Raw genomic sequence first — 24,969 nt, forward strand, 5'->3', positions numbered from 1 at the left:
CCCGCTTTTCACGAGGAGGTGAGGCCCCTGCCAGTGAGTGCCAGCCGTCGGCTGGCATGGCCACGATTCCCATCCGATGACGACGAGAGCGTCAGCGCGACAACAGATCTGATCCGTCGCTGTATCCAGTGCCACCAACTGACTCGGGCGCGCGGCCGCCCCGAAGGTACACGCAGGAGCGGGCCACCGCCGACGGCGACCTCCCACAGCGGCATCATGCCGCCCTCCGTGGCAGAACTGACACGCTCACACGACTCTTCACACGTGGTCGGCCGGGAACCATCAGAAGGAGGTAGTTGTTCATGTCAACAGTCATCCATCGCAAAGGCCACCGCGAATCCAAGGTCGGTGAGCGTCCCCCAGAGACCACCCGCGACAGCACCGCCGATGACTCCTCATCGGCCGACGAACGGGCCTTCGACCAGAGTTTCGCCTTCGTCCGCCCGGCCGGCACGGTCAACTCCGCCGAACCCGCCGAACCCACCGCCAAGGTCGACATCAGCGGCCGCAACGTCGAGATACCAGACCACTACCGCATCTACGTCGGCGACAAGCTCGCCCGTCTCGAGCGGTTCGATCCCTCCATCTTCCGATTCGACGTCGAGCTGAACCACGAACGCAACCGCCGCCAATCCAAGGTCTGTCAGCAGGTCGAGATCACGGCGGTCGGCAAAGGTCCCAAGGCGCGTGCGCAGGCGTGCGGTGAGAACTTCTACGCGGCGCTCGAGGCCGCGCTCGACAAGCTCGAGTCGCGCCTGCGTCGGGTCAAGGACCGTCGGCGGGTCTCCTACGGCAACCGACGGCCGATCTCCGTGGCCGAGGCGACCGAGATCGGTGCGCCGCTGCTCCGGGACGGCCAGATCACAGCACAGCCCGACGCGGACACCGACGCCACCGAACCGGCCTGGGACGACGGCGTCGAACTCCACGAACCGGGCCAGGTGGTGCGGGTCAAGGAGCACGAGGCCGTGCCGATGTCGGTGGACGACGCTCTCTACGAGATGGAGCTCGTCGGTCACGACTTCTTCCTCTTCCACGACAAGGAGTCCGACAAGCCGTCCGTCGTCTATCGGCGTCACGCCTTCGACTACGGCCTGATACGTCTCGCCTGAGACCGATCAGGTTGCACTAAGGCGACCTGAGTACCATGGAATCCGGCCTGTACCGAGCTGCAGGCCGGATTTCGTGTGTTGTCGACATGAGTGAGGGACTCGATCAACGGTGCTGAACAAGCTGCTGCGCGTCGGTGAAGGCCGGATGGTCAAGCGTCTCGATGCGATCGCATCGCACGTGGAGACCCTCTCCGACGAGGTCGAGGCGCTGACCGACGCCGAACTCCGGGCGAAGACCGACGAGTTCAAGGAACGTCTGGCGGACGGGGCATCGCTCGACGAGCTGCTGCCGGAAGCCTTCGCGGTCGCCCGCGAGGCCGCCTGGCGGGTGTTGGAGCAGAAGCACTTCCACGTCCAGATCATGGGCGGGGCCGCGCTGCATTACGGAAACATCGCCGAGATGAAGACAGGTGAGGGCAAGACCCTCACCTGCGTGCTCCCGGCCTACCTGAACGCGCTGTCCGGTGACGGCGTGCACGTGGTCACCGTCAACGACTACCTCGCCAAGCGCGATGCCGAATGGATGGGTCGCGTCCACCGGTTCCTCGGACTGGACACCGCGGTGATCCTCACCGGGATGAACTCCGAGCAGCGCCGCGAGGCCTACGCCGCCGACATCACCTACGGCACGAACAACGAGTTCGGCTTCGACTACCTGCGCGACAACATGGCGCACTCGCTGGCCGAACTCGTCCAGCGCGGCCACAACTTCGCGATCGTCGACGAGGTCGACTCGATCCTCGTCGACGAGGCCCGCACCCCGCTGATCATCTCCGGTCCGGCCGAGGGATCGAGCAAGTGGTATGTCGAGTTCGCGCGGATCGCGCCGTTGCTCGAGAAGGATGTGCACTACGAGGTCGACATCAAGAAGAAGACCATCGGTGTGCACGAGGCCGGTGTCGAATTCGTCGAGGATCAGCTCGGTATCGACAACCTCTACGAGGCGGCCAACTCGCCGCTGGTGAGCTACCTGAACAACGCCATCAAGGTGAAGGAACTCTTCCACCGCGACAAGGACTACATCGTCCGTAACGGTGATGTGCTCATCGTCGACGAGTTCACCGGTCGCGTCCTCGACGGGCGTCGGTTCAACGAGGGGCTGCACCAGGCCATCGAGGCCAAGGAGCGCGTCGAGATCAAGGCCGAGAACCAGACTCTCGCCACGATCACTCTGCAGAACTACTTCCGCATGTACGACAAACTGTCCGGCATGACAGGCACGGCCGAGACCGAGGCGGCCGAATTCGACCAGATCTACAAGCTCGGCGTGCTGCCCATCCCGACCAACAAGCCGATGATCCGCAAGGACCAGACCGACCTCATCTACAAGACCGAGGAGGCCAAGTTCGACGCGGTGGTCGACGACATCACCGAGCGCCATCAGCAGGGGCAGCCGGTCCTCATCGGCACCACCAGCGTCGAGCGGTCGGAATACCTGTCCCGCCAGCTGGCCAAGCGCGACATCCCGCACAACGTGTTGAACGCGAAGTTCCACGAGCAGGAGGCGCAGATCATCGCCGAGGCCGGCCGTACCGGTGCTGTCACGGTCGCCACCAACATGGCGGGTCGTGGTACCGACGTCGTACTCGGCGGCAACCCCGACATCATCGCCGACACCCGCCTGCGCAAGGCCGGACTCGACCCGGTGAACACGCCGGACGAATACGAGGCCGCCTGGCCGGAGGCCATCGAGGTCGCGCGCAGCGCAGCCGCCGAGGAGGCGGAAGCGGTCAAGGAGGCCGGCGGACTGTACGTGCTCGGCACCGAACGTCACGAGTCCCGCCGAATCGACAATCAGCTCCGCGGCCGTTCGGGTCGTCAGGGCGATCCAGGCGAATCGCGGTTCTACCTGTCCCTGGGTGACGAGCTCATGCGTCGCTTCAACGGTGCGGCGCTCGAGTCGATCATGAACCGCGTCAACCTGCCCGACGACGTCCCCATCGAGGCGAAGATGGTCACCAAGGCCATCCGCAGCGCGCAGACGCAGGTCGAGCAGCAGAACTTCGAGGTGCGCAAGAACGTCCTCAAGTACGACGAGGTGATGAACGAGCAGCGCAAGGTCATCTACGCGGAGCGCCGCACGATCCTCGAGGGTGAGGATCACGCCGCCGAGGTCCAACGGATGATCGACGATGTCGTCGGCGCCTACACCGACGGTGCGACGTCGGAGGGCTACGCCGAGGACTGGGATCTCGACGAGCTGTGGACCGCACTGCGTGCGCTGTATCCGATCGCATTGCAGCCCAAGGAGGTCGTGGGCGAGAACGAGTTCGGTGAGCGTGACGACATCACGGCCGAGGAACTCAAGGAGATCCTGCTCGACGACGCCCACAAGGCCTACGACAAGCGCGAGTCCGAGATCGACGAGATCGCCGGCGAAGGTGCAATGCGCCAGCTCGAGCGGACGATCCTGCTGACCGTGCTCGACAGGAAATGGCAGGACCACCTCTACGAGATGGATTACCTCCGCGAGGGCATCCACCTGCGTTCGATGGCCCAGCGCGACCCGGTCGTCGAATACCAGCGCGAGGGATTCGACATGTTCAGCGGCATGCTCGAGGGTCTCAAGGAGGAAGCACTCGGATTCCTCTACAACGTGCAGGTCCAGACCGAGCAGGCCGCCCCGACGGCCGAACCCGCCCCCGCGGCGGCACCCACCCCGGAACCCGCGCTCGCGAACGCAGGTGGCGTCGCCACCCCGTCGGCGGCCGAGCCGGAGCAGCAGGTTCCGCCCGCGCTGCGGGCAGTCGGTGTCGAGCAGTCCGAGGTGCCGATGACCTACTCGGGACCCGCCGAGGGTGGCGGCACCGAGGTCCACTCCGCGGAAGAGGAGCTCGAGGATCCGGCACTGGTGTCGGCAAGCCGGCGCGAACGTCGCGCGGCCGCACGTGATTCGGCCAAGGGCACCCGCACCAAGCCGCCGAAGTCGAAGAAGCGCCGTCGCTGAATCCCGCTCGCGCCCGCGGGCGTCACCCGTCCTCACGACGAGGGGGAGTGGGTAGGCGTGGATGTCGCGTATCGCGCACTCCGGCAGACGGGTTGTCTGATCGGGCCGTCGGATACGCGGCATCCTGTGATGCCGGGTGTCACACTGTGGAATTGTCAAGGTACGCATGCGGTCCCGGCGTGGCCGGGTGCGGGGGAGATGGTCTGTCGGGTGTGGTCAGGCGGCGGCGGGCATGTTGTCGAGGGTCAGGGTGCGTCTGCTGTAGCTGGGTATCGCTCGTCGGCGGGGGTCGACGGTGGCGGGTGGGGTGAGCCAGGCGTGCCGGTCGGCGCCGATGAACACATCCCACCCGTTGTGGTGGACGTCGGCGTGACAGGACGGGCATAGCAGGCACCCGTTTTCCAGGCAGGTGTCGCCGCCGTCGGCCCAGTGCACGATGTGATGCGCCTGGGTGCGGCTGGCAGGTGCCCCGCATTTGATGCAGCACTTATCCCGGATCAGGAGCGCTTTGCGGTGGGCGGGTGTGAACAGTCGTTTCTCTCTGCCGACGTCGAGCGGGACGGTTTCGCCGTCGACGATGATGGTGGTGATCGCAGGGTCACAGGCGAGGGCTTTCATGGTGGCAGGGGTGACTGATCCCATGAACGGCAGCTCTGCCAGTGTCGGTGTGTCGGCGGGAATGGTCAGCAACACCTGTGTTCTCGGGGCCAAAGCCCGCTCGGGATCGCCGCTGCGGGCGGCGATGTCGAGCACAGCTTCGAGGGCGTCGGCGAAGCGGCGTTCGGTCGATCGGGCATCGGGGGAGCCGTCGGGTTCAGGTCGGGGCGCACCGTAGTGTTCCATGGCGACGTGGAACTTCTCCCCGACTTCGGTGTCGAGGTCGGCCTCGACGTGCAGGCGCCCGTCAGTGGTCTTGCTTTTCGTGAGCGTGTTGATGGAGCGGTCCTCAGAAGCGGGCAACCCACCGGTGTCGTCGGCGATCTGATTGCCCAGGGTGCGGGCGCGGTCGAGGATGTCGGCGGGGGTGGCGCCGGAGAAGTGTTGTCCGAGAAGATCTGTCACATAGTTTAGACGCATCGCATCGTCGATCGGTTCCGGTGATCTTTTCCCGATGTGCTCGATGCCGCGGACGATGGCGTCAGCGTGTTCACCGGACAGAACGCCGTCAGCGGCGTGCGCGGCCAACGTGGGCAGGGTGGTGAGCGATCCGGCGACACGGATGAGCCGTTGCGCGGCGGCGGGCGCTACTCCCATGACGATCAACAACTCTCGGGTGCTACGTCCGTGATCCTTCGCCACCCGCAACCGTTCGAGCGCAGCGGTCAGCACCGCGGCGTGATGGTCGATCAGGTTACGCAGCGTGAGCAAGGCCCGCATGGCGTCGAACGCCTGCGGACCGGACATGTCGTCGTCGACGGAAAGGTCATGGACCCTGTCAGAGATGTTCGAGATGTCGTCGATGATGCTCACAGCGGTCCCCCAAGAGTCGACAGATCAGGTCAGCAGGAGACTCATCGGATTCTTGGGGCCACACCCAGGGGGTGTGGCGGTAACGCACATCAACTCGAACCTGCTGACACCAATCTATCGAACACATGTACGAAGCGCAAGGGAATCCGGAGACTTTCTCGTCCCAGGGGCCCACCGCCTGCGCCCTTGGCCTCATCGCCTGACGCCGACGGGCTCGACTTCGGGCGACGGGTCTGGGATTCGATAGCGGCCGATCTTCTCTTGCACGTTTACGTAACTCGTAGAACAATCTTCGAGAAAATCCGTGTTCGCGCACAACGTCGAGAACCGCCTGCTCGCGGCATCGGGCTCTCAGGCTCGGGTGGGCTGGGCGTGTAGTTCGCGCAGGATCTGTTCGACCCGATCGTTCACGCTGGTGCGCGGCAGGACGATGATCTGGTAGCCGAGTTCTTTGTAGCCGCGAACGAGGCGCTCGTATTCTGCTGTTGCTTCGGCAAGCGAATGTCTGCGAGCGGCGTATGTGGACCAGATCGCCTCCCACGGCGGTGTGAAGAACACGCGGTGGCCCACTCTCCCATCGATGTCCTGATGCGGAAGTGTCACCGATGTCCTGCGAGATGACACCCATCTGACGAATTCGGCCCGAGGTGGAACCGCCGACGGCTCCCGTGCGTCCGATAAACATGGAGACGCCTCGAGTCCTGATCCGACCGGCACCGCAGTACGAGCCACCCCTGCGCGCCTCCGGCGGCACCGGGGGTGTGACGCCCCCTCGACCGGTGCCGCGAGAGCGACCGCCGACGCCACCACCGACGACCGGCAGGGCGTTGTCGACGGCGACGACCGAGGCCCGTCGATTCGCCATCGCGACCGTGACGCTCGTCCTCGAGGTGCTCGATCGCCGACGAACGGCCTCCCAGCTCGAGCCGCACGTGACCCTGTGTCTCCTCGATCAGCTCACCGTCCTGTCGCGATCGACAGCGCCGCCGAGTTCGGCGTCCCTTCGGCGTGTGCACATCCAGATGGGTGGTCCGGGTGCCGCGGAGATCTTCGGGAGCTTCGAGCGGGGTGGGCGTGTGCTGGCGTTCGCCGCGCGGATCGAACAACTGCCGTGCCGCGTCCGCACGCCACCCGAGAAACGCAGGCGCACCCTGCTGCCTCGACTCGTCGAATACCGTTGGCATCTAGTCGATTTCGCGATAGCGTGATAGGTGCCGTGCGCGGCGACCGTCAGAGACCGGCACCGGACGGCGACACGAGGATCTTCACGGCGGTCTCGTTGCGATGGATGAGCGTGTCGAAGCCCTTGTCGATGAGGTCGTCGAGCGCGATCCGATCGGTGATGAACGGGGCCAGGTCGACCTTGCCCTCCTCGACGAGCGCGATGGCGGCCGGGTGTGAGTTGACGTAGGCGATTGTGCCGCGCATGTCGATCTCCTTGAGCACGAGCTTCTGCATCTCGACCGAACCCGGATGCCCCCAGATGGAGACGACGACCAGAACGCCGGTGGGCTTCAGGGCGTCGAAGAGGGTGTCGAGGGCGGGCTGTACCGAGGTGCACTCGAATCCCACATCGGCCCCGCGGCCGCCGGTGATCTCGAGTACGCGTCCGACCACGTCGTCGCCGGTGGGATCGACCATGTGATCGCCGACGCCTGCGTCTGCCGCCTTCTGCCGCCGGAGCGAACTCGGCTCGCTGATGATCGTGGTGATGCCCTTGGCGTTGCAGACGGCGGCGGTGAGCAGCCCGATCGGGCCCGCGCCGGTGATGAGTGCGACGGCTCCCGCTCCGGCGCCGCTACGTTCGACCGCATGACACCCGACGGACAGCGGCTCGATGAGCGCTGCCTGATCGAGAGGGATGTCCGATGAGATCCGGTGCACCCAGCGGCGTTTGACAGCGATCTTCTCGCCGAGTCCACCACCGCACCCGCCCAGGCCGATGAAGTTCATGTCGGGGGAGAGGTGATAGTCGTGGCTGCTCGGTCCGGTGTCCACGTCGTCGTGCAGGATGTACGGCTCGACGACGACGTGATCACCGATGGCGACGTCGTCGACGCCCGGTCCGACGGCGCTCACCACGCCCGACATCTCGTGCCCGAGTGTGATCGGGGCGCTCTCCTTCGAGATGGGCTGGGGGTGTCCGGCCGGCGGTATGAAGATCGGCCCCTCGGCGTACTCGTGCAGGTCGGTGCCGCAGATCCCGCACCACGCCACGTCGATCCCCACCATGCCCGGGCCCACCTCCGGCTCGGCGATGTCCTCGATCCGGATGTCGCCCCGGTCGTAGTAGCGTGCAGCCCGCATGGTGCTCTCCTCGTCGTCGAAGGCCGTTACCGGCCCCTGCGACTCCACTCCCGCCGCGGTGGTGGGTCAACCGTTGCATCGGGTTGCAGATCCCCGGGGCACTACGATCATCGATGTGGTGAACCGACTCTCCCCGCGCGACGCGATGTACTACTTCCTCGACGAGTCCGGGTCCACCACACACCTCGGAGCGCTGCTGATCCTCGATCCGCAGGGATCCGACGCCACCGCCTCGCGCTCCTCGCGCAGCACGAAGACCGCGGACACCGGTGCGAAGAAGTCGCCTTCGGCGAGAGCCACCCCGGACGCCGGATCCGAGCGCCCCACGGTTCTGCCGCTCGACTACCCGCGGCTGGTCGCGCTCGTGGAGAATCGCCTCCAGTTGGTGCCCCGCTATCGGCAGGTGGTCCGCGAGGTCACCCTCGGGCTGGCCCGGCCGGTGTGGGTCGATGACCCGGACTTCGACATCAACTTCCACATCCGGCGCTCGGGCCTGCCCCGACCTGGCGACACCGCACAATTGCAGGATCTGATCTCGCGGGTCATGTCGCGTCCGCTCGACCGCACCCGGCCGTTGTGGGAGATGTATCTGATCGAGGGGTTGCCCGACGGCAGGCTCGCCATCCTCACCAAGACGCACCGCTGCCTGGTCGACGGCGGCGGCGCCCGCGAGATCAGTGAGGTCATCTGCGACGAGACGCGCGCGGTCGAGATGCTCGCCGAGGACCTGTGGATGCCGGGCGCGCCGCCGGGAACCGCACATCTGGCGCTCGGTGCCCTCGCCGAGGCGCTGTCGCGGCCCGGCGATCTCGTCGACTCGGTGGTGCACGGCAACTCGATCATCGCCGACATCCGCGGTACAGCAGAGGGTGCACTGCGCCGGGTGGGTAACGTGGTCCAGCAGATCACCGATTCGGCCCCGTCGAGTCCGCTGAACAGCGCCACGACGTCGACGCGCAGCTTCGCGGTGGCATCGGTCCCGCGACGGGGCTGTGCCAAGATCGCCGATCGCTACGACTGCACCGTGAACGACGTCGAGCTCGCGATCATCTCCGGTGTCATGCGCCGCTGGATGCTGTCCTACGACGAGTCGGTCCGTGCCGGCGACACGGTACGTGTGGTCCTGCCGCTGTCGGCGCGCGACCCCGCCGTGGAACGACGAGCCGAGTCCGACGGACGGTGGATCACCGTCGGCAAGCCCAGCTTTGTCACGGATCTTCCTGTGGGGGAGGATAATCCGACTGTGCGGCTGGCCCAGGTCGCCGGACTGGCGAATCGGTATGCGCAGTCGTCGCGGCGACTATCGATGGGACCACAACCGCTGCTGCCCGAGCTGGGTGTGGTGCCGTTCCCGGAGCTGAGTTCGAGGGCGTTCCGCAGTCTCAACCGGCGGAACTACAACGTGCCGGTCGCGATGGGCACTACCCCGGTGGCCGCAAAGTACGTCGGCAGCTGCGTGGTGACTCAGATGTATGCGATCCCGACGCTCATGGCCCAGCGTGCTCTCGCGATCACCATCACCGACTATCACGACAACCTGCAGTTCGCGTTCATCGCCGACCGCGGCGTGATGAGTGATCTCCCCGCGCTCACCGAGTATGTGACCGAGTCGTTCGAGGAACTTCTCGTCACGAAGTGACGTGCGCGGGGCGCGACGGCTGCGGCGGCTAAGGTTGGCGCTGGAGTCGATGGTGAGGGGATGGGTGCGATGAGAGTGTATCTACCGGCGACGCTGGCGATGCTGATGCAACTCACCGAGACGGGTGAGTTCCGGGCGCGCGGTGGCACCGGATTCGCGCTGACGCCGACGCTGCGGGAGTCGTTCCGTTCGGGTGACGACGAGGAACTGTCCGAGGTGGCCATGCGCGAGGCGGCCCGCGCATCACTGCGGTTGCTCGCCGGCGAGGCGCCAGAACCGGGCGACGCCCTCGCCGACGCCGAGCTGGTCGCCGACGAGGCGACCACGAAACCCGGTGACACGCCACGCCTTCCGCCACGTCGGGTGGTCGTCGCCGCTGACGTCGACACCGTGACCCTGCATCCGGAACTCGATGATGCCGTCGTGCGGATCGGGGGGCCCGTGCCGATCGACGACATCGCGTCGGTGCACGTCGACGTCGCCGAGGCCGAGGACAAGGTCCGGGCCGCGGTCGTCGTCATCGACGCCGCAGATCTCGGCGACCAGGACGCCGAACTCGCCGTCGGTGACGTCGAGGACTTCGATCTGGCGTGGTACGCCACCCAGGAACTGCCCTTTCTGCTCGAACTGCTCTGACGAACCGTCCCACTGCCGGGGCGATGTTGCACTCCGCCGACGGTCGCGTAACCTACGGAAGCGTAAGTTGGCTGTCCGCCGCATCCGGCGGTGAGTGAGGTGGTGCTCAAGTGGGTTGGCTCGAGCGTTTCGAAGAACCGGTGGCCGACGTCGCCGCCCGCAGTCGCGCCGCGCACTGGGCGCGAGCGGCGTTCTCGCGCATCACCACCCCGCTCCTGCCCGACGACTACCTGCACCTCGCGAACCCGCTCTGGTCGGCCCGCGAACTGCGCGGCAAGGTCGTCTCGGTCACTCCGGAGACGGAAGACACGGCCACGATCCGTATCCGTCCCGGATGGGGATTCTCGTTCGACTACGAGCCCGGGCAGTACGTCGGCATCGGTGTGCTGATGAAGGGCCGCTGGACCTGGCGCTCGTATTCGCTCACGTCGGCGCCGGGCGTGGAACGCGCCACCGGGGACTCCGCCACGCGAACGATCTCGATCACGGTCAAGGCGATGCCCGAGGGCTTCTTGTCATCCCACCTGGTGAACGGTCTCCGAGAGGGCACCGTGGTACGGCTGGCCGCCCCGCAGGGTGAGTTCGTCCTGCCCGACCCGCTGCCGTCGAAGATCCTCTTCGCCACAGCGGGTAGCGGGATCACCCCGATCATCTCCATGCTGCGCATGATCGAGCACCGTGGGCAGTCGACCGACATCCGCGTGGTGCACTCGACTCCGACGCCCGCGGATCTGATGTTCGCAGAGGAACTCTCGGAGCTGGCGTCGGCCGGGGTCATCGATCTGCACATCCAGTACACGAGGGCAGACGGCAAGATCGGCCCGGACCGCCTCGCGCAGCTCGTCCCCGATTGGCGTGAACGCCAGACCTGGGCCTGTGGCCCCACCGGGTTCCTCGATGCGGTACACGGCATGTACACCGATGCCGATGTGGCGTCGCACCTGCACATCGAGCGGTTCGCCCTCGAACGCGGCGCCGTCGGCGCCCAGGGTGGGACCGTCACCTTCGGCCGGACGGGTCAGGCCGCCGAGGTCGACGGTGCGACCACCCTTCTCGAGGCCGGCGAACAGGCCGGGGTGCTGATGCCGTTCGGGTGCCGGATGGGCATCTGTCAGAGCTGCGTCGTCATGCTGGACAAGGGCTGTGTCCGCGATCTGCGGAGCGGTGTCGAGCACGTCGAGGGTGAACGCATCCAGACATGTATCAGTGCTGCTGCGGGGGATTGCACTCTCGACGTGTGAGTACCGTGCGCCAATCGCGCCTGCCGATAAGCTGTGTCGGATGTGCACCGATGTTCCCGTTCTACGAGATGACGTCGTGACGCTGCGCGGGCACCGCGCCGGCGACGTCGACCGGGTGCTCGAGATGGCCTCGGACCCCGAGATGGGCCGATGGACAACGGTTCCCACGCCCTATACGCGGGCCGATGCCGAGAAGTTCGTGTTCGAGAGCGTCCCGCGGGGATGGTCGGGCGGATCGGCGATGAGCTGGGCGATCGAGTACGACGGTCGCTTCGTCGGCAACGTCGACATCCGTGGTGAAAGCGTGGTCGCCGACATCGGATTCGCGCTGCACCCCGATGCGCGCGGCCGAGGACTGATGCGCCGGGCGGCCGAACTGGCTCTGGCGTACGCGTTCGAGCGGGCGGGCAAGCGGGTTGTGCACTGGAAGGCGCCCGTCGGAAACCTCGCAAGTCTACGGGTGGCCCACGCATGCGGCTTCACCCTCCACGCGCGGGTCCCGGACCTGCTCGACCTGCGCGGCGACCTGCGCGATGCCTGGTGTGGCTCGATCCGTGCGGACGACACCGCTGATCCCAAGAGCGCCTGGTGGGCAACGACATTCGAGACCGAACGATTCCGGCTTCGACCTCTCGCGGAGAAGGACGACGAACGAATCCGCGAGACCCTCGACGATCCGGTGTCTCGCAAGTACCTCTTCGGTCGCCCCTCGCCGCTGACCATCGAGCACGCGGCCGCCGAGCGGACCCGCAAGTGGTGGACCGCCGCGCGCGGGGAGACGTGCACGTGGGCCGTCACCGACCCCGCCGACGACGTGTACCTCGGTGACATCACGCTCCTCGACATCGACGAGGTGACCGGGGCGGAGGCGGGCTTCTACACGCATCCGGACTCGCGGGGGGTCGGAGCGCTCGGCGAGACGTTCCCGGCCGTCGTCGAGCACGCCTTCGATGTGCTCGGTCTCCGGCGGCTCACGCTGTTCGCCGCCGACAGCAACACCGGTAGCAAAGCGCTCGCCGAGGCCGCCGGATTCCGCTGGTTCGGCACCCAACCGCTCGCCGCACGATCGGACGGGGTGTTCGAGGACCTCGTCGGCTACGAACTCCTGCGACCCTGATCGCACTCCGATCTGACCGCTTCGCGAGCGTGTCGACACGCGATCGCGCCCGCTGCAGTGTCATGGGTCACATTCGTCGGTCCGTATCGTCGAAGGGTGGACAGGCGCAGCCCAAGCAACCTACGCTTGCGTAAGTTACGGAATGGTAGGTCGACCCGAGGGAGCTATATGGCCATCACGGACATCCCCGAATACGCGCATCTGTCCCCGGCGGACGTCGAGGCGCTCGGTGCCGAGCTCGACGCCATCCGCGCCGACATCGAGGCGGACCGAGGCGAACGCGACGCGCGATACATCCGGAACACGATCCGGTTCCAGCGCGGTATGGAACTCGCCGGACGTGCCCTGATCTTCGGCTCCACCAAGCGATCGGCCTGGTGGGCCGGTGCCGGCGCCCTCGGCGTCGCGAAGATCGTCGAGAACATGGAACTCGGCCACAACGTGATGCACGGGCAGTGGGACTGGATGAACGATCCCGAGGTGCACTCGACGACCTGGGAGTGGGACAACACCGATCCGTCGGCGCACTGGAAGCACACCCACAACTACATCCATCACAAGTACACGAACGTGCTCGGCATGGACGACGACGTGGGCTACGGCCTGCTGCGGGTCACGCGCGACCAGCGCTGGCGTCCGTTCTATCTGGGTAATCTCGCCTACAACACGATCCTGGCCCTACTCTTCGAATACGGTGTCGCCGCACAGCATCTCGAGCTGGCGAAGAAGAGGAAGACGCCGGAGGCCAAGGAGCAGTTCCGCCGCGACCTCGCCGATGTCGGCAAGAAGGTCGGCAAACAGGTGGCCAAGGACTACGTGGTCTACCCCGCGCTGGTGAGTGCTGCGACCGGCCGTCGGGTCGGGTTCGGCCGGGCCTACCGCAAGGCCGCCACCGCCAACGTCATGGGCAACATCGTCCGCAACCTCTGGACGAACGCGGTCATCTTCTGCGGGCACTTCCCGGACGGCGCGGAGAAGTTCACCAAGCAGGATGTGGACAGCGAGACGCAGGCCGAGTGGTACCTGCGGCAGATGCTGGGCAGCGCCAACTTCCACGCCGGTCCGGTGATGGGCTTCATGAGCGGCAACCTGTCGTATCAGATCGAGCACCACATCTTCCCGGACCTGCCGAGCAACCGGCTTCCCGAGATCTCCGTGCGGGTCCGTGCGCTGTGTGAGAAGTACGACCTCCCGTACACGACCGGGTCGCTGCCTGTGCAGTATGCGAAGTCGTGGCGCACCATCGCGAAGCTGTCGCTGCCGAACAAGTATCTGAAGGCGACCGCCGACGACGCGCCCGAGACGGCGTCCGAGCGACGGTTCAAGCAGGGCCTGCCCGAGGGGGTTCGGCTGCAGTCCGAACTCGATCCGGCCACCGGTCGGCGCAAGGGTCTCGTGTCGGCGATGACCGCCTTACGTGGTCGCGGACGTCGACGGAGCGCCCGGGTGGCAACGGACAGCGAACAGCGGCGGGCCGCCTGATCACCTGCACCATCTCCCGACGCGACGGTCCGCGGACCGTCGCGTCGGGGTGCGGGCATAATGGGGTTCAATGGCCATAACCGACATCAATGCCTACGCCCACCTCAGCGATGCCGACGTGGAGGCGCTGGGCGCGGAACTCGACGCGTTGCGCCGCGAGATCGAAGCCGACCGGGGAGTGCGCGACGTGCGCTACCTGCGGCGGACGATCTTTGCGCATCGCGCACTCGAGGTCGCCGGACGCCTGGCGCTGTTCGGCAGCCACAAGCGGTCGCTCTGGTTGCTGGGCACCGGCGCACTCGCCCTCTCGAAGATCATCGAGAACATGGAGCTCGGCCACAATGTGATGCACGGGCAATGGGATTGGATGAACGATCCCGAGGTCCATTCCACGACGTGGGAATGGGACATGGTCTGCGCGTCGCCGCACTGGAAGCACTCGCACAACTACATCCATCACAAGTACACGAACGTGGTCGGGATGGATCACGACGTGGGCTACAAGATCCTGCGTGTCACCCGGGACGAACCGTGGGAGCCGCGACGCGCGCTGCAGCCCTTGTTCAACGTCCTGCTGGCCGCCACCTTCGAATGGGGTATCGGACTGCACGACCTCGCCCTCAAAGAGGTCATCGCGGGGGAGAAGCCCAAAGAAGAGGCGATCCCGCAGATCAAGTTGTTCCTGCGCAAGATCGGCCGCCAGGTGGGCAAGGACTACGTCCTGTTCCCGGCCCTGACCGGTCCCAACTTCCGCCATGCGCTGACCGCGAATCTGAGTGCCAACCTCATCCGCAACCTGTGGGCGTACGTCGTCATCTTCTGTGGGCATTTCCCGGACGGCGCAGAGAAATTCACCGTCGACTCGCTCGACGACGAGACACCGGGACAGTGGTACCTCCGGCAGATGCTGGGTACCGCCAACTTCGACGCCGGGCCCGCCATGGCGTTCCTGAGCGGCAACCTCTGCTACCAGATCGAACACCACCTGTACCCCGATCTGCCCAGCAATCGGTACGCCGAGATGTCGGTGCGGATTCGCGAGCTGTGCGACAAGTACGACCTGCCGTACACGACCGGTTCGCTGTTCGTGCAGTACATGCAGACCTTGCGGACCATCAACAAGCTCGCGTTGCCGGATCGGTTCCTCCGCGACACCGCCGACGACGCACCCGAGACCGCGTCCGAACGCCGGTTCGCCGGGATGCCGGCCACCCGCGGCCTCAAGACGGCCATCGCGGAACTGCGTCGGAAGAAGTTGTCGCGGAACTGATCCGTCAGCCGCGCGCCATCGCCCGCAACTCGGCGTGCGCGGCCCGGCCCTGGATCGGATGCGCGCGCTCGGTCCACGAGAACACCGCCCAAGCGGCGAATCCGACGACGGCGGAACCGATCCCGATCTCGCAGACCAGGGTCCACCCGCCGCTCTGGTACGCCCAGCCGCCGATGGATGAGCCGATCACACCGCCGGCGAAGTAGGAGACCATGTAGGCGGTGGTCAGCCGCGAGCGTGCCTCGCCGTCGAGCGAATAGACCCCGGTCTGGTTGGCCAGTTGGACGCCCTGGACGCCGAAGTCGAAGACCAGCAACGCGATGACGAGCAGCACGACCTGATGGCCACCGGCCCGGAGCAGCAGCCAGCCGACGATCTGTGCACCCCACACCCCGTACTGCGTGTGCCGCAGGAAGCCCCGGTCGGCGAGCTTGCCGACGACCGGGGCGACGAGGGCCCCGGCGACTCCGGCGAGACCGAACAGCCCGATCTCCGCTTCGGAGTACGTATAGCTCGAGTCGCCCGCGCCGGCGAGCAGGAAGGCGATCGTCGTCCACATGCAGCTGAACGTCGCCATGCTCAATCCGCCCAGGAACATCCGGTGCCGCAGCACATCGTGGGTTCCGACGAGGGTGAGGATCGACCGCAGGACCTGCGGATAGCTCTGTCCCGAACCAGCTGCCGCAGGGCGTGCGCCGGGGGCCCGGAACCACACCGCTGCCGCCATCGTCAGCTGGAGAACTGCCGCGACGAACAGGATCGCTCGCCAGCCGCCGACCTCGGCGACGAGGCCGCTGAGCACGCGGGACAACAGGATTCCGATGAGCAGTCCGCTCATCACGTTCCCGACGACGGCGCCGCGCTCCTCCGGCGCGGCGATCGCCGCAGCCCAGGGGACGACGATCTGCGCGGCCGATGCCGACACCCCAACCGCGAACACCATCGTCAGCAGACCGCCGTAGGCGGGCATCAGGCCGGCGGCGACCAACGCCAGGCACGACACGGCGAGGAGGCCCGTCACCAGTCGGCGCCGATTGACGAAGTCGCCCAGCGGCACCACGAACGCCAGTCCGAGCAGGTAGCCCACCTGAGTCACCGACACCAGGAGACCGGCGGTCGCCGTCGAGATCGAGAAGTCGACGCTGATCTCGTGCAAGAGCGGCTGCAGGTAATAGAGACAGCCTGCCGACGACCCCGCGGTCACGGCGAACAGGAACACCACGAGTCGACTGAGCCGGGTGGAGTCCTTCGCGACAGGAGAGGTCATCGTCGTCATGATCCCATCCTGCGCATGTCGGACCTTCAAGAAAAGCGATAGATTTCGATACCGACATCACTGCTGGAGATAGCCCGCGGATTCGGACGCTTGGGAGTCGGGATCGTGGGAGTCGGGATCGGAGCGCCATGGAGCTGCGGCACCTCGAGTACTTCCTGGCCTGCGTGGACCAGGGCACGTTCACGGCGGCGGCGCGGTCGCTGCGCGTTGTGCAATCGGCGGTGTCGACGGGTGTCGCCAAGCTCGAGCGCGAGGTCGGTGAGCGCCTGTTCGACCGGACGCCGACGGTTCTGGTGCTCACCGACGCGGGACGGGCGGTGGTGGGCCCGGCCCGCGCGGCCCTGCGGTCGAGGGAAGACGTCTTCGATGCGGTCGACGGCGTCCGTGGCGACATCCGCGGCGAGGTCGCCGTGGGGGCGTTGGTGAACGTTGTGTCCATCGATCTCGCGGAGGCCTTTGCCGAGATCCACCGTCGGCATCCGGGCATCACGATCGCGATGCGGCAGAACCCCCGCGGAACCTCCGGGAACATCATCGGCGTCCGCTCCGGGACATTGGATCTGGCTTTCCTCGGCGCTTATCCGGCCGACCTCCCCGGGCTGTCGGTCCATCGGCTCGCGCGGGAACCACTGGTGCTGGTGTGCGCCCCTGATCATCGACTGGCTCTCGCCGGTTCGTTCACGACGAGCGATCTGGCCGACGAGCGGATGATCGACTATCCGCCGGGATGGGGCACGCGCGCGGTCGTCGATCGCGACATACCGCACCGTCGGACGGTGATCGAGGTAGCAGACCAGTTCTTCGGGATGAGTCTGGCGGCCAAAGGCTTCGGTGTGACACTCGTTCCGCTCGGGGTGGCACACATGTGGCCCGGGGCGACCATCGTGCCGTGCACCGACAAGCCGTTGATGTGGGATATCGCGATCGCGCACTCATCGACGAGGACGCCGTCGCGGGCAGCCCGAGCCGTGCTCGACGCGGTGCTCGAGCTGGCTCGGCCCGTCGGTGTCAGGCGAACGCCGCCGTGAAGGCGTCGAGAGCGGCATCCGGGTCCGACTTCGCCCAACCTTCGAGTCCGACCACCCCGGTGTAGCCGACCTCTTTCAGCACGGCGGCAATCGCCGGGTAGTTGATCTCCCCGGTACCCGGTTCGCATCGGCCCGGGACATCGGCGACCTGGATCTCGCCGACGAAAGGCAGTGCGGTGCGGCAGAGTTCGATGAGGTTCCCCTCGCCGATCTGCGCGTGGTAGAGGTCGAGGTTCATCCGCAGGTGCGGGGAATCGACCGCACGCACGAGAGCCATCGTGTCGGCAGCAGTCGCGAACGGGGTGCCGGGGTGGTCGACGGCCCGGTTGAGGTTCTCCACCGTGAACACGCGATCGTGGCGTTCGCCGATGTCGGCGAGGCGTCGAAGGGTGTCTGCGGCGGTCAGCCACATGTCCGGGGTCACCACCTCGACCGGTTCGACCGGTAGTCCCTCGGGGCCGAGCCCGGTGCCGTGAACGTTGAGGCTCGGGCAATTCAGGCGAGCCGCGATCTTCGCGGACTCCTCGGCCGAGTCGAGGAACGCCGAGATGCCCTCGGAATCGGTGAGGGTGCCGGTCACGTAGCCGGTCATCGAGACGATCTCGGCGCCGGTGGACGCCAGGGCATCGATGTCCTTCGTGGTCCAGTCCCAGATCTCCACCAGGAGACCACGGTCGTGGATCGCCCGTACCCGATCCACGAAAGGACGGTCTACATAAAGCATCTCGGCGCTGGCGGCCAGCCGATACGGCGCGGCGCCCATCAGCGGACCTCGTCGATGCGGACGGTGGTGCCGGTCTCGACACTGCGGATGGCGGCCAGGGCGATCTGGAGGGCGGTTCGTGCGTCGGCGCCGGACACCGCGGCGGCCGAGCCGGTCCGGACGGCGGCGGCGAATGCGGAGAGCTCGCCGACGTAGGCGTCGTGCAGCAGGATCGTGTCGCGACGAGCGGTGTCGATCTCCACCCCGGCAGCGCCGTAGAACGTCATGTCCGTGGTGCGGCCGCTGCCGGCGGTGGCCATGCCGGCCGAACCGAAGACCTCACCGCGCACGTCGTATCCGTACAGTGCGGAGAAGCTGGCCTCCGCGGTGGCGATGGCACCGTTGTCGAAGGCGATGGTGACGATCGCGGTGTCGAGACGCCCGGACACATTTCCCGTCGCTTCGCTCGCCCCGGACACATTTCCCGTCGCTTCGCTCGCCCCGGATTCTTTCGCGTCCGGACGGATCAGGGCATCGGCGAACGCGTGCACCGACACCGGGAGCGCGCCCGGGTTCAGGAAGCACAGTGTGTCGAAATCGTGGATCAGGGTCTCCAGGAAGATCGTCCACTGCGGTACTCGCGCCGGATCAGCCTGCCACGGACCGGGATCCCGGGTGAGGGACCGCAGCAGCTGCGGGGTGCCGACCCGGCCGTCGTCGACGGCCCGACGGGCCGCGGCGAACCCGGGCGCGAATCGCCGGTTGAACCCGACCTGCAGGATCACCGCGGCGTCGGCGGCCGCGGCGATCGCCCGATCCGCCTCGTCGAGGGTCACCGCCATCGGCTTCTCGCAGAAGACGTGCTTCCCGGCCGCCGCCGCACGGCACACCAGATCACTGTGGCTGCGAGCGGGTGCGGTGATGAGCACGGCGTCGACGTCGGGCGACCCGAGCACATCATCGATCTCGGTGGACGCGAATCCCGCGCCGACGGAGGCAGCGAGGCGCTCCGCGGCACCGTCGACGGGATCGGCGACCGCCGTGACGACGGCATCCGGCACATGTCGGGCGATCAGGGCGGTGTGGCTGCTGCCGATTCGGCCGGCGCCGATGGTGGCGACGCGGACCGGCGCGGCGATCCCGGCTCCGGACGCGAGCGCGGACGGTGAGGTGCTGGTGGTCATGAAGGCTCCGAGGTCTCGAATACTAGAACGTTATAGTAGAACGTTCTAGGTTAGAGTAGTGCCCTGACTCACACACGGTCAAGGAGGAAGCGATGGGTGCGAGACGGGGTGGGCGGGTGACTCTCGCCGATGTCGCGCAGGCCGCCGGGGTGTCGACGGCCCTGGTATCCATCGTGATGCGCGGAGTGGCCGGTGCGAGCGACGAGACCCGCGAGCGCGTGCTGTCGATCGCCGACCAGATGGGGTATGTCCCGGATCAACGCGCCCGGAAATTGCGGCAGGCGTCGTCGCGCCTGTTGGGGGTGACGTTCGAACTCCGCGAGCCGTTCCACGGCGACCTGGTGGAGGAGACCTACCGAGTGGCAGGCGGCGTCGACTACGACGTGGTGATCAGTGCGGTCGCGCCCAGTCGATCAGAGGCTGCCGCTCTCGACACCGTGGTGCGGGAGCGCTGTGAGGCAGTAATCCTGCTGGGTTCCCGTCTGTCCGACGACGCACTCGCCGGACTCGCCGATCGCCTTCCCGTCGTAGTGGTGGCCCGCGACAGCAACGTGCCCGGGGTCGGTCATGTCCGCAGTGACGACACCGCAGGTGTTGGACTGGCCGTCGATCATCTTGCGGGACTGGGCCATCGGCGGATCGTGCACATCGACGGCGGGGATGCTCCCGGTGCAGCGGACCGTCGTGCGGGGTTCTCGTCGGCGATGGGAGAGCGAGGCCTGTCGTCCGAGTCGTCGATCGTCGCGGGCGGTCTCTCACAGATCGACGGTGCCCGTGCAATGCGTGATCTGTTGGCCGCCGACGAGTCGCCCACCGCTGTCGTCGCGTTCAACGACGAGTGCGCCACCGGCGTGATCGATGTGCTCATCCGAACCGGATCACGTGTGCCGGACGATGTCTCGGTCATCGGCTACGACGACGCGAGACTCGCATCCCGCGCGCCGGTGCCGCTGACGACCGTATCGCAGGATGCGGGCGAGTTAGCCGCGGACGCGGTCGCGGGTGCGCTGGGGATGATCGACGGCGGCCCGCCGCCTCGCATCGTCCGGCGGCCTCGGCTTGTCGTGCGGGCGACGACAGCGCCTGCGCGCGGCTGACGACCGGCCCTGATACTGCAGGAGGAATTGCCGCGCCGCAAAGGCGCTCTCCCATGGATGCGCGTCGCGGGTACTCCTTCGGGATCAGGCGTCGGTCTTGGCGCGCAGGTGGTGCGTGTAGATGGCGCCGGTCGTGACGTCGTCCTCCACCTCTTCCAGTGTGCGGCCACGTGTTTCGGGTGCCTGGGTGTACACGAAGAGGATCGCGAACAGGCCGATCACGCCGAACATGAAGAACGTCCCGGTGATGCCGACGGCCTCGACGATCGTCGGGAAGAACAAGCCGAGGAACGCATTGGCGATCCACAGGCAGAACACCGAGATGCCGATGGCCAGCCCGCGGATCTGCAGCGGGAAGATCTCTGAGAGCAGCACCCAGGTCGCGACGTTGAGGAAGGTCTGCATCGAACCGACGAACGCCACGATCAGGACGAGCAGTGCCCACGGGCGCCAGGAGTTGCCCTCCGGCAACACGACCGAGGCGATGCCGATGAGGAAATGGAAGAGCGTCGTCAGGCTGTAACCGATCAGCAGTGTGGTCCGGCGGTTCATGTGCTGAGCCAGCCACAGGGCGACCGCCGACCCGATCACCGCGATCACACCGGGCGCGATGTTGGCGATGAGCGCGGCCTTCGATTCGAAACCGGCGTCCTTGAGCACCGACTGGCCGTAATACATGATCGCGTTGATGCCGGTGAGCTGCTGGAAGACGCCGAGGCCGATGCCGACGAGCACGATGCGGCGGACCCACCGGCTGTCGCGAATGGACGACCAGCTGCCCTTGACGCGGTTCTTCTCCATCTCGGCGATCTCGGTGATCATGTCCACTTCGGCACGCGCGCGCTGTCGGGACCGGATCGTGGACAGGACCTCGGTTGCCTCCTCGACGCGGCCCTTCGAGATCAGCCAGCGGGGCGATTCGGGCACCGTGACCATGCCGACCATCAGGCAGATCGCCGGTAGGGCGGCGACCGCGAGCATGTAGCGCCAGACGCCGTCGTGATCACCCCAGACGTTGCCGATGATGGCGTTGATGACGAACGCGGCGAGCTGACCGATGACGATCATGAGTTCGTTGCGTCCGGCCAGCGATCCACGGATCTCGTAGGGCGCGAGCTCGGCGAGGTAGACAGGCACGATGGTGGAGGCGCCGCCGACCGCGAGGCCGAGGATGACGCGTCCGAGGACCATCACGCCGAACCCGGGGGCGAACACACAGGTGAGGGCGCCGAGCAGGAACAGTACCGCCAGGCCGATGATCGTCTTGCGTCGACCGAGGGCGTCGGAGATCCGTCCGCTGATCATCGCGCCGACCGCTGCCGCGAACAACAGGGAACTCGTGACGACACCTTCGGTGAATGCGGTGAGGCCGAGGTCCTCCTTCATCGGCTCGAGCGCACCATTGATGACACCGGTGTCGTAGCCGAAGAGCAGACCGCCGAGCGTCGCGATCAGCGCCACCGCGTGCAGTCGGCGACGGAATGGCCCCGTTCCGAGTGGCGGCAGCGCGACCCGTTCTCGGGCCAGATCCGGACTCTTGGCAGTGGACATGAGAACTCCCTTTGGTGCGTCGATCGAGGTGTGTCGATCGGTTGCGCTACATCGTGCCGCGGTACGTGATGGTGGTCACGCGCGAACTACGTCGATACTGTCATAATGTCCTAACAAATTGTCAAGGGTCTGTCGGCTCGTATTTCAGTAAGGCGTGCCAGTATCCGGTATTTTCCCAGCTCGGAACGCTTAGAATGTCCTGACAAATAAGGAGAGATCATGAGGCTTGGTCTGGTCGGGTATGGAGCCGGCGGGCGTCTGTTCCACGCGCCCTACATCGCGGCGGTGCCCGAGATCGACCTGGTGGGTGTGGTGACGCGCAACCCGGAGCGCCGGGCGGAGGTCGCCGCCGACCTGCCGGAAGTCGGTGTGTACGACTCGCTGCCGGACCTGCTCGACGCGGGTGTGGACGCCGTCACGATCACCACGCCGCCGGACACCCGACGCGATCTGGTGCTCGATGCGGTGGCCCGAGGAGTGCACGTGGTCGCGGACAAGCCGTTCGCGCCGAACGCCGCCGGTGGCCGAGAACTCGCCGATGCGGCCGACCGCGCCGGAGTGTTGCTCAGCGTGTTCCACAACCGACGCTGGGACACCGACGTGGAGACAGTCCGACGGATACTGCCTCGGCTGGGCGAGGTCTGGCGGGTGGAATCCCGGTTCGACCTCGACGAGCCCGGCAGCCTCGACGCCGGTCCCTCGGGCGGCCTGCTGCGGGATCTGGGTGCGCACCTGGTGGACCAGGTGCTGACGCTGTTCGGGCCCGCGGTATCGGTGACGGCGCATCTGGACCGGATCGATCAGCCCGAGGGAGCCACCGACTGTGGGTTCATCGTCGGGATCGATCACCGCAGCGGCGTCCACTCGACCGTGAGCGCGAGCAAGATCAACCACCTCTCGGCGCGGCAGTGGCGGATCCACGGTTCGGAGGGCGCCTACGTCAGCGACGGCACCGATGTCCAGATCGATCAGATCAAGCAGGGTCGCCGACCTGCCGATGACCTGGCGTCGTGGGGCTACGAACGACCGGACCGGCTCGGCACGTTGCACACCGCGCAGGGCGTCGAGTCCGTGCCGTCGGCGCAGGGCCGCTACGACGAGTTCTACCGGCAGTTCGCTGCTGCGGTGGAGCATCAAAGCGCCCAGCCTGTCCCGGCGTCGGACGGCGTAGCGACCCTCGCGGTCCTCGACGCGGCCCTCCGTAGCGCTGACCTCGGCGAGACCGTGCGTCTCTGAACGTCGCCGCGGACAAGTTCGCCCCTCGCCCGGTCGGAGGAGGTCCAAGGTCCAACGCCATTCAGGCTGCCGACGAACCTCCACAGACGGCGACCGGCCGTTGCTCCCCGCGCCAGGGGAGCAACGGCCGGACGCGTCAGTGCTCAGATGAGCAGTGATTCAGATGTTCTGTGCCTCAGGCATTCTGGGGGAAGCCGAGGTTGAGGCCGCCGTGGCTGGGGTCGAGCCAGCGGGTGGTGATGGCTTTGGCGCGGGTGAAGAAGTGGACGCCTTCGGTGCCGTGGGCGTGGGTGTCGCCGAACAGCGAGGCCTTCCATCCGCCGAAGCTGTAGTAGGCCATCGGAACCGGGATGGGGACGTTGATGCCGACCATGCCGACCTCGACCTCGTTCTGGAAGCGTCGGGCGGCGCCGCCGTCGTTGGTGAAGATGGCGGTGCCGTTGCCATAGGGGTTGGAGTTGATCAACTCCAATGCTTCGTCGTAGGAGTCGACGCGCACCACCGAGAGCACAGGACCGAAGATCTCGTCGGTGTAGATGGACATGTCGGGCGTGACGTTGTCGAACAGGGTCGGGCCGAGCCAGAAACCCTGGGCGTCGCCGTCGGGGTCGACCTCGCGGCCGTCGAGCACGACGGTGGCGCCGTCCTTGGCCCCGGCGTCGACGTAGGCGGCGACCTTGTCGCGGTGGGCTTTGGTGACCAGCGGCCCCATGTCCGAGTTCTTGGTGCCGTCACCGGTCTTGATGGTCGTGGCGCGGTCGGTGATCTTGGTGACCAACCCGTCGGCGACATCACCGACGGCCACGGCGACCGAGATGGCCATGCAGCGTTCACCGGCGGAGCCGAATCCTGCGTTGACCATGGCGTCGGCGGCGAGGTCGAGGTCGGCGTCGGGCAGGATGATGGCGTGGTTCTTGGCGCCGCCCAACGCTTGGACGCGTTTGCCGGCGGCGGTGCCGGTGGCGTAGACGTACTGGGCGATTGGCGTCGACCCGACGAAGCTGATCGATTTGATGGCCGGGTTGGTCAGCAATTCGTCGACGGCGGTTTTGTCGCCTTGGAGGACGTTGAACACGCCATCGGGCAGGCCGGCTTCCCTCCACAGTTCGGCCAGCCAGATGGCGGCGGTGGGATCCTTCTCCGACGGTTTGAGCACGACGGTGTTGCCGGCAGCGATGGCGACGGGGAAGAACCACATCGGCACCATGGCGGGGAAGTTGAACGGGGAGATGATGCCGACCGGCCCCAGGGGCTGGCGCACGGAGTGCACGTCGACCTTGGTGGAGGCATTCTCGGTGTAGCCGCCCTTGAGCAGGTGCGGGATGCCGCAGGCGAACTCGGCGACCTCCTGGCCGCGGCTGATCTCGCCGAGTGCGTCGGAGAGCACTTTGCCGTGCTCGGCGGTGATGATGGCGGCCAGTTCGGGCTTGCGGGCCTCGAGCAGTTCGCGGAACTTGAAGAGGATGGCGGTGCGCTTGGTCAGGCTGGTGTCGCGCCACGCGGGGAATGCTGCGGCAGCGGCATCGATCACCGCGCGGGCGTCTTCGATGTTGGCCAACGCCACCTCACCGGACAACGCGCCGGTGGCGGGATTGGTCACCGGGGCTGTCGCACTCGAGGTACCGGGATAGGACTTGTTGTTGACCCAATGGGAAATGGTCGTGGGCATGGTG

Annotated in this window: 20 protein-coding genes; 12 read left to right on the plus strand and 8 right to left on the minus strand. The window is 66.7% G+C overall.

Going from position 1 to position 24,969, the window contains the following annotated elements:
* The first annotated feature begins 302 nt into the window (after positions 1-302).
* Together hpf and secA are read left to right on the plus strand one after the other, a co-directional pair.
* Entirely contained in the window at positions 303-1,112 is an 810-nt protein-coding gene (hpf, locus tag QSJ19_RS05265; protein WP_286318782.1) for a ribosome hibernation-promoting factor, HPF/YfiA family, read from the plus strand.
* 109 nt (positions 1,113-1,221) lie between these two features.
* Entirely contained in the window at positions 1,222-4,059 is a 2,838-nt protein-coding gene (gene secA, locus QSJ19_RS05270) for a preprotein translocase subunit SecA (protein WP_286318784.1), read from the plus strand.
* Positions 4,060-4,275: 216 nt separating this feature from the next.
* Here the strand turns inward: secA and QSJ19_RS05275 are convergent, their stop codons facing one another.
* Together QSJ19_RS05275 and QSJ19_RS05280 are read right to left on the minus strand one after the other, a co-directional pair.
* The gene (locus QSJ19_RS05275) at positions 4,276-5,529 is read right to left on the minus strand and encodes an HNH endonuclease (RefSeq protein WP_286318785.1); all 1,254 of its coding nucleotides are present in this window, start codon (positions 5,527-5,529) and stop codon (positions 4,276-4,278) included.
* A gap of 351 nt (positions 5,530-5,880) precedes the next feature.
* Positions 5,881-6,132 (minus strand): AAA family ATPase, encoded by a 252-nt coding sequence (locus QSJ19_RS05280; protein WP_286318787.1) that lies wholly within the window; start codon positions 6,130-6,132, stop codon positions 5,881-5,883.
* A gap of 80 nt (positions 6,133-6,212) precedes the next feature.
* On the opposite strand from QSJ19_RS05280, the gene QSJ19_RS05285 reads away from it, so the two are divergent.
* Positions 6,213-6,737 (plus strand): Rv3235 family protein, encoded by a 525-nt coding sequence (locus QSJ19_RS05285; RefSeq protein ID WP_286318789.1) that lies wholly within the window; start codon positions 6,213-6,215, stop codon positions 6,735-6,737.
* A 22-nt stretch (positions 6,738-6,759) separates the two neighbouring features.
* Here the strand turns inward: QSJ19_RS05285 and QSJ19_RS05290 are convergent, their stop codons facing one another.
* Positions 6,760-7,836, minus strand: a complete 1,077-nt coding sequence (locus QSJ19_RS05290) for a 2,3-butanediol dehydrogenase (protein WP_286318791.1) — start codon at positions 7,834-7,836, stop codon at positions 6,760-6,762.
* 115 nt (positions 7,837-7,951) lie between these two features.
* On the opposite strand from QSJ19_RS05290, the gene QSJ19_RS05295 reads away from it, so the two are divergent.
* The 6 genes from QSJ19_RS05295 (at position 7,952) to QSJ19_RS05320 (ending at position 15,221) form a co-directional block, all read left to right on the plus strand.
* The gene (locus QSJ19_RS05295; protein WP_286318793.1) at positions 7,952-9,475 is read left to right on the plus strand and encodes a wax ester/triacylglycerol synthase domain-containing protein; all 1,524 of its coding nucleotides are present in this window, start codon (positions 7,952-7,954) and stop codon (positions 9,473-9,475) included.
* A gap of 69 nt (positions 9,476-9,544) precedes the next feature.
* Positions 9,545-10,111, plus strand: coding sequence for a DUF6912 family protein (locus QSJ19_RS05300; RefSeq protein ID WP_286318795.1), 567 nt, complete (start codon positions 9,545-9,547; stop codon positions 10,109-10,111).
* Positions 10,112-10,221: 110 nt separating this feature from the next.
* Positions 10,222-11,352: a ferredoxin reductase gene (locus tag QSJ19_RS05305; protein ID WP_286318797.1), complete on the plus strand. Its 1,131-nt coding sequence runs from the start codon at positions 10,222-10,224 to the stop codon at positions 11,350-11,352.
* 40 nt (positions 11,353-11,392) lie between these two features.
* A complete protein-coding gene (locus QSJ19_RS05310) occupies positions 11,393-12,469 on the plus strand; it encodes a GNAT family N-acetyltransferase (protein WP_286318798.1) in 1,077 nt (358 codons plus the stop codon).
* A 168-nt stretch (positions 12,470-12,637) separates the two neighbouring features.
* Entirely contained in the window at positions 12,638-13,951 is a 1,314-nt protein-coding gene (locus tag QSJ19_RS05315; protein ID WP_286318800.1) for a fatty acid desaturase family protein, read from the plus strand.
* A gap of 70 nt (positions 13,952-14,021) precedes the next feature.
* A complete protein-coding gene (locus QSJ19_RS05320; protein WP_286318802.1) occupies positions 14,022-15,221 on the plus strand; it encodes a fatty acid desaturase family protein in 1,200 nt (399 codons plus the stop codon).
* Positions 15,222-15,225: 4 nt separating this feature from the next.
* On the opposite strand, the gene QSJ19_RS05325 is transcribed toward QSJ19_RS05320, so the two are convergent.
* The gene (locus QSJ19_RS05325) at positions 15,226-16,488 is read right to left on the minus strand and encodes an MFS transporter (RefSeq protein WP_286318803.1); all 1,263 of its coding nucleotides are present in this window, start codon (positions 16,486-16,488) and stop codon (positions 15,226-15,228) included.
* A 137-nt stretch (positions 16,489-16,625) separates the two neighbouring features.
* Between QSJ19_RS05325 and QSJ19_RS05330 the strand changes: the two genes are divergently transcribed.
* Entirely contained in the window at positions 16,626-17,525 is a 900-nt protein-coding gene (locus QSJ19_RS05330) for a LysR family transcriptional regulator (protein WP_286318805.1), read from the plus strand.
* Here QSJ19_RS05330 and QSJ19_RS05335 read toward each other — a convergent pair.
* Positions 17,506-18,288 (minus strand): TIM barrel protein, encoded by a 783-nt coding sequence (locus QSJ19_RS05335; RefSeq protein ID WP_286318806.1) that lies wholly within the window; start codon positions 18,286-18,288, stop codon positions 17,506-17,508. The two genes, QSJ19_RS05330 and QSJ19_RS05335, sit on opposite strands and share 20 nt — an antisense overlap.
* A complete protein-coding gene (locus QSJ19_RS05340; protein ID WP_286318807.1) occupies positions 18,288-19,412 on the minus strand; it encodes a Gfo/Idh/MocA family oxidoreductase in 1,125 nt (374 codons plus the stop codon). The genes QSJ19_RS05335 and QSJ19_RS05340 overlap by 1 nt, the downstream gene beginning before the upstream one ends.
* Positions 19,413-19,504: 92 nt before the next feature.
* Here QSJ19_RS05340 and QSJ19_RS05345 point away from each other — a divergent pair, with 92 nt between their 5' ends.
* Positions 19,505-20,509, plus strand: coding sequence for a LacI family DNA-binding transcriptional regulator (locus QSJ19_RS05345; protein WP_286318808.1), 1,005 nt, complete (start codon positions 19,505-19,507; stop codon positions 20,507-20,509).
* Positions 20,510-20,593: 84 nt separating this feature from the next.
* On the opposite strand, the gene QSJ19_RS05350 is transcribed toward QSJ19_RS05345, so the two are convergent.
* Positions 20,594-22,060, minus strand: a complete 1,467-nt coding sequence (locus QSJ19_RS05350) for a sugar porter family MFS transporter (RefSeq protein WP_286318810.1) — start codon at positions 22,058-22,060, stop codon at positions 20,594-20,596.
* Between the two features lie 219 nt (positions 22,061-22,279).
* On the opposite strand from QSJ19_RS05350, the gene QSJ19_RS05355 reads away from it, so the two are divergent.
* Positions 22,280-23,296 carry a Gfo/Idh/MocA family oxidoreductase gene (locus tag QSJ19_RS05355; protein WP_286318812.1) on the plus strand — a complete coding sequence of 339 codons (1,017 nt, stop codon included), beginning with the start codon at positions 22,280-22,282 and terminating at the stop codon, positions 23,294-23,296.
* Positions 23,297-23,471: 175 nt separating this feature from the next.
* On the opposite strand, the gene QSJ19_RS05360 is transcribed toward QSJ19_RS05355, so the two are convergent.
* Positions 23,472-24,965 (minus strand): CoA-acylating methylmalonate-semialdehyde dehydrogenase, encoded by a 1,494-nt coding sequence (locus QSJ19_RS05360; RefSeq protein ID WP_286318813.1) that lies wholly within the window; start codon positions 24,963-24,965, stop codon positions 23,472-23,474.
* Between the last annotated feature and the right edge of the window lie 4 nt (positions 24,966-24,969).

It is taken from the genome of Gordonia sp. ABSL11-1 (assembly GCF_030315685.1).
Classification (GTDB): Bacteria; Actinomycetota; Actinomycetes; order Mycobacteriales; family Mycobacteriaceae; genus Gordonia.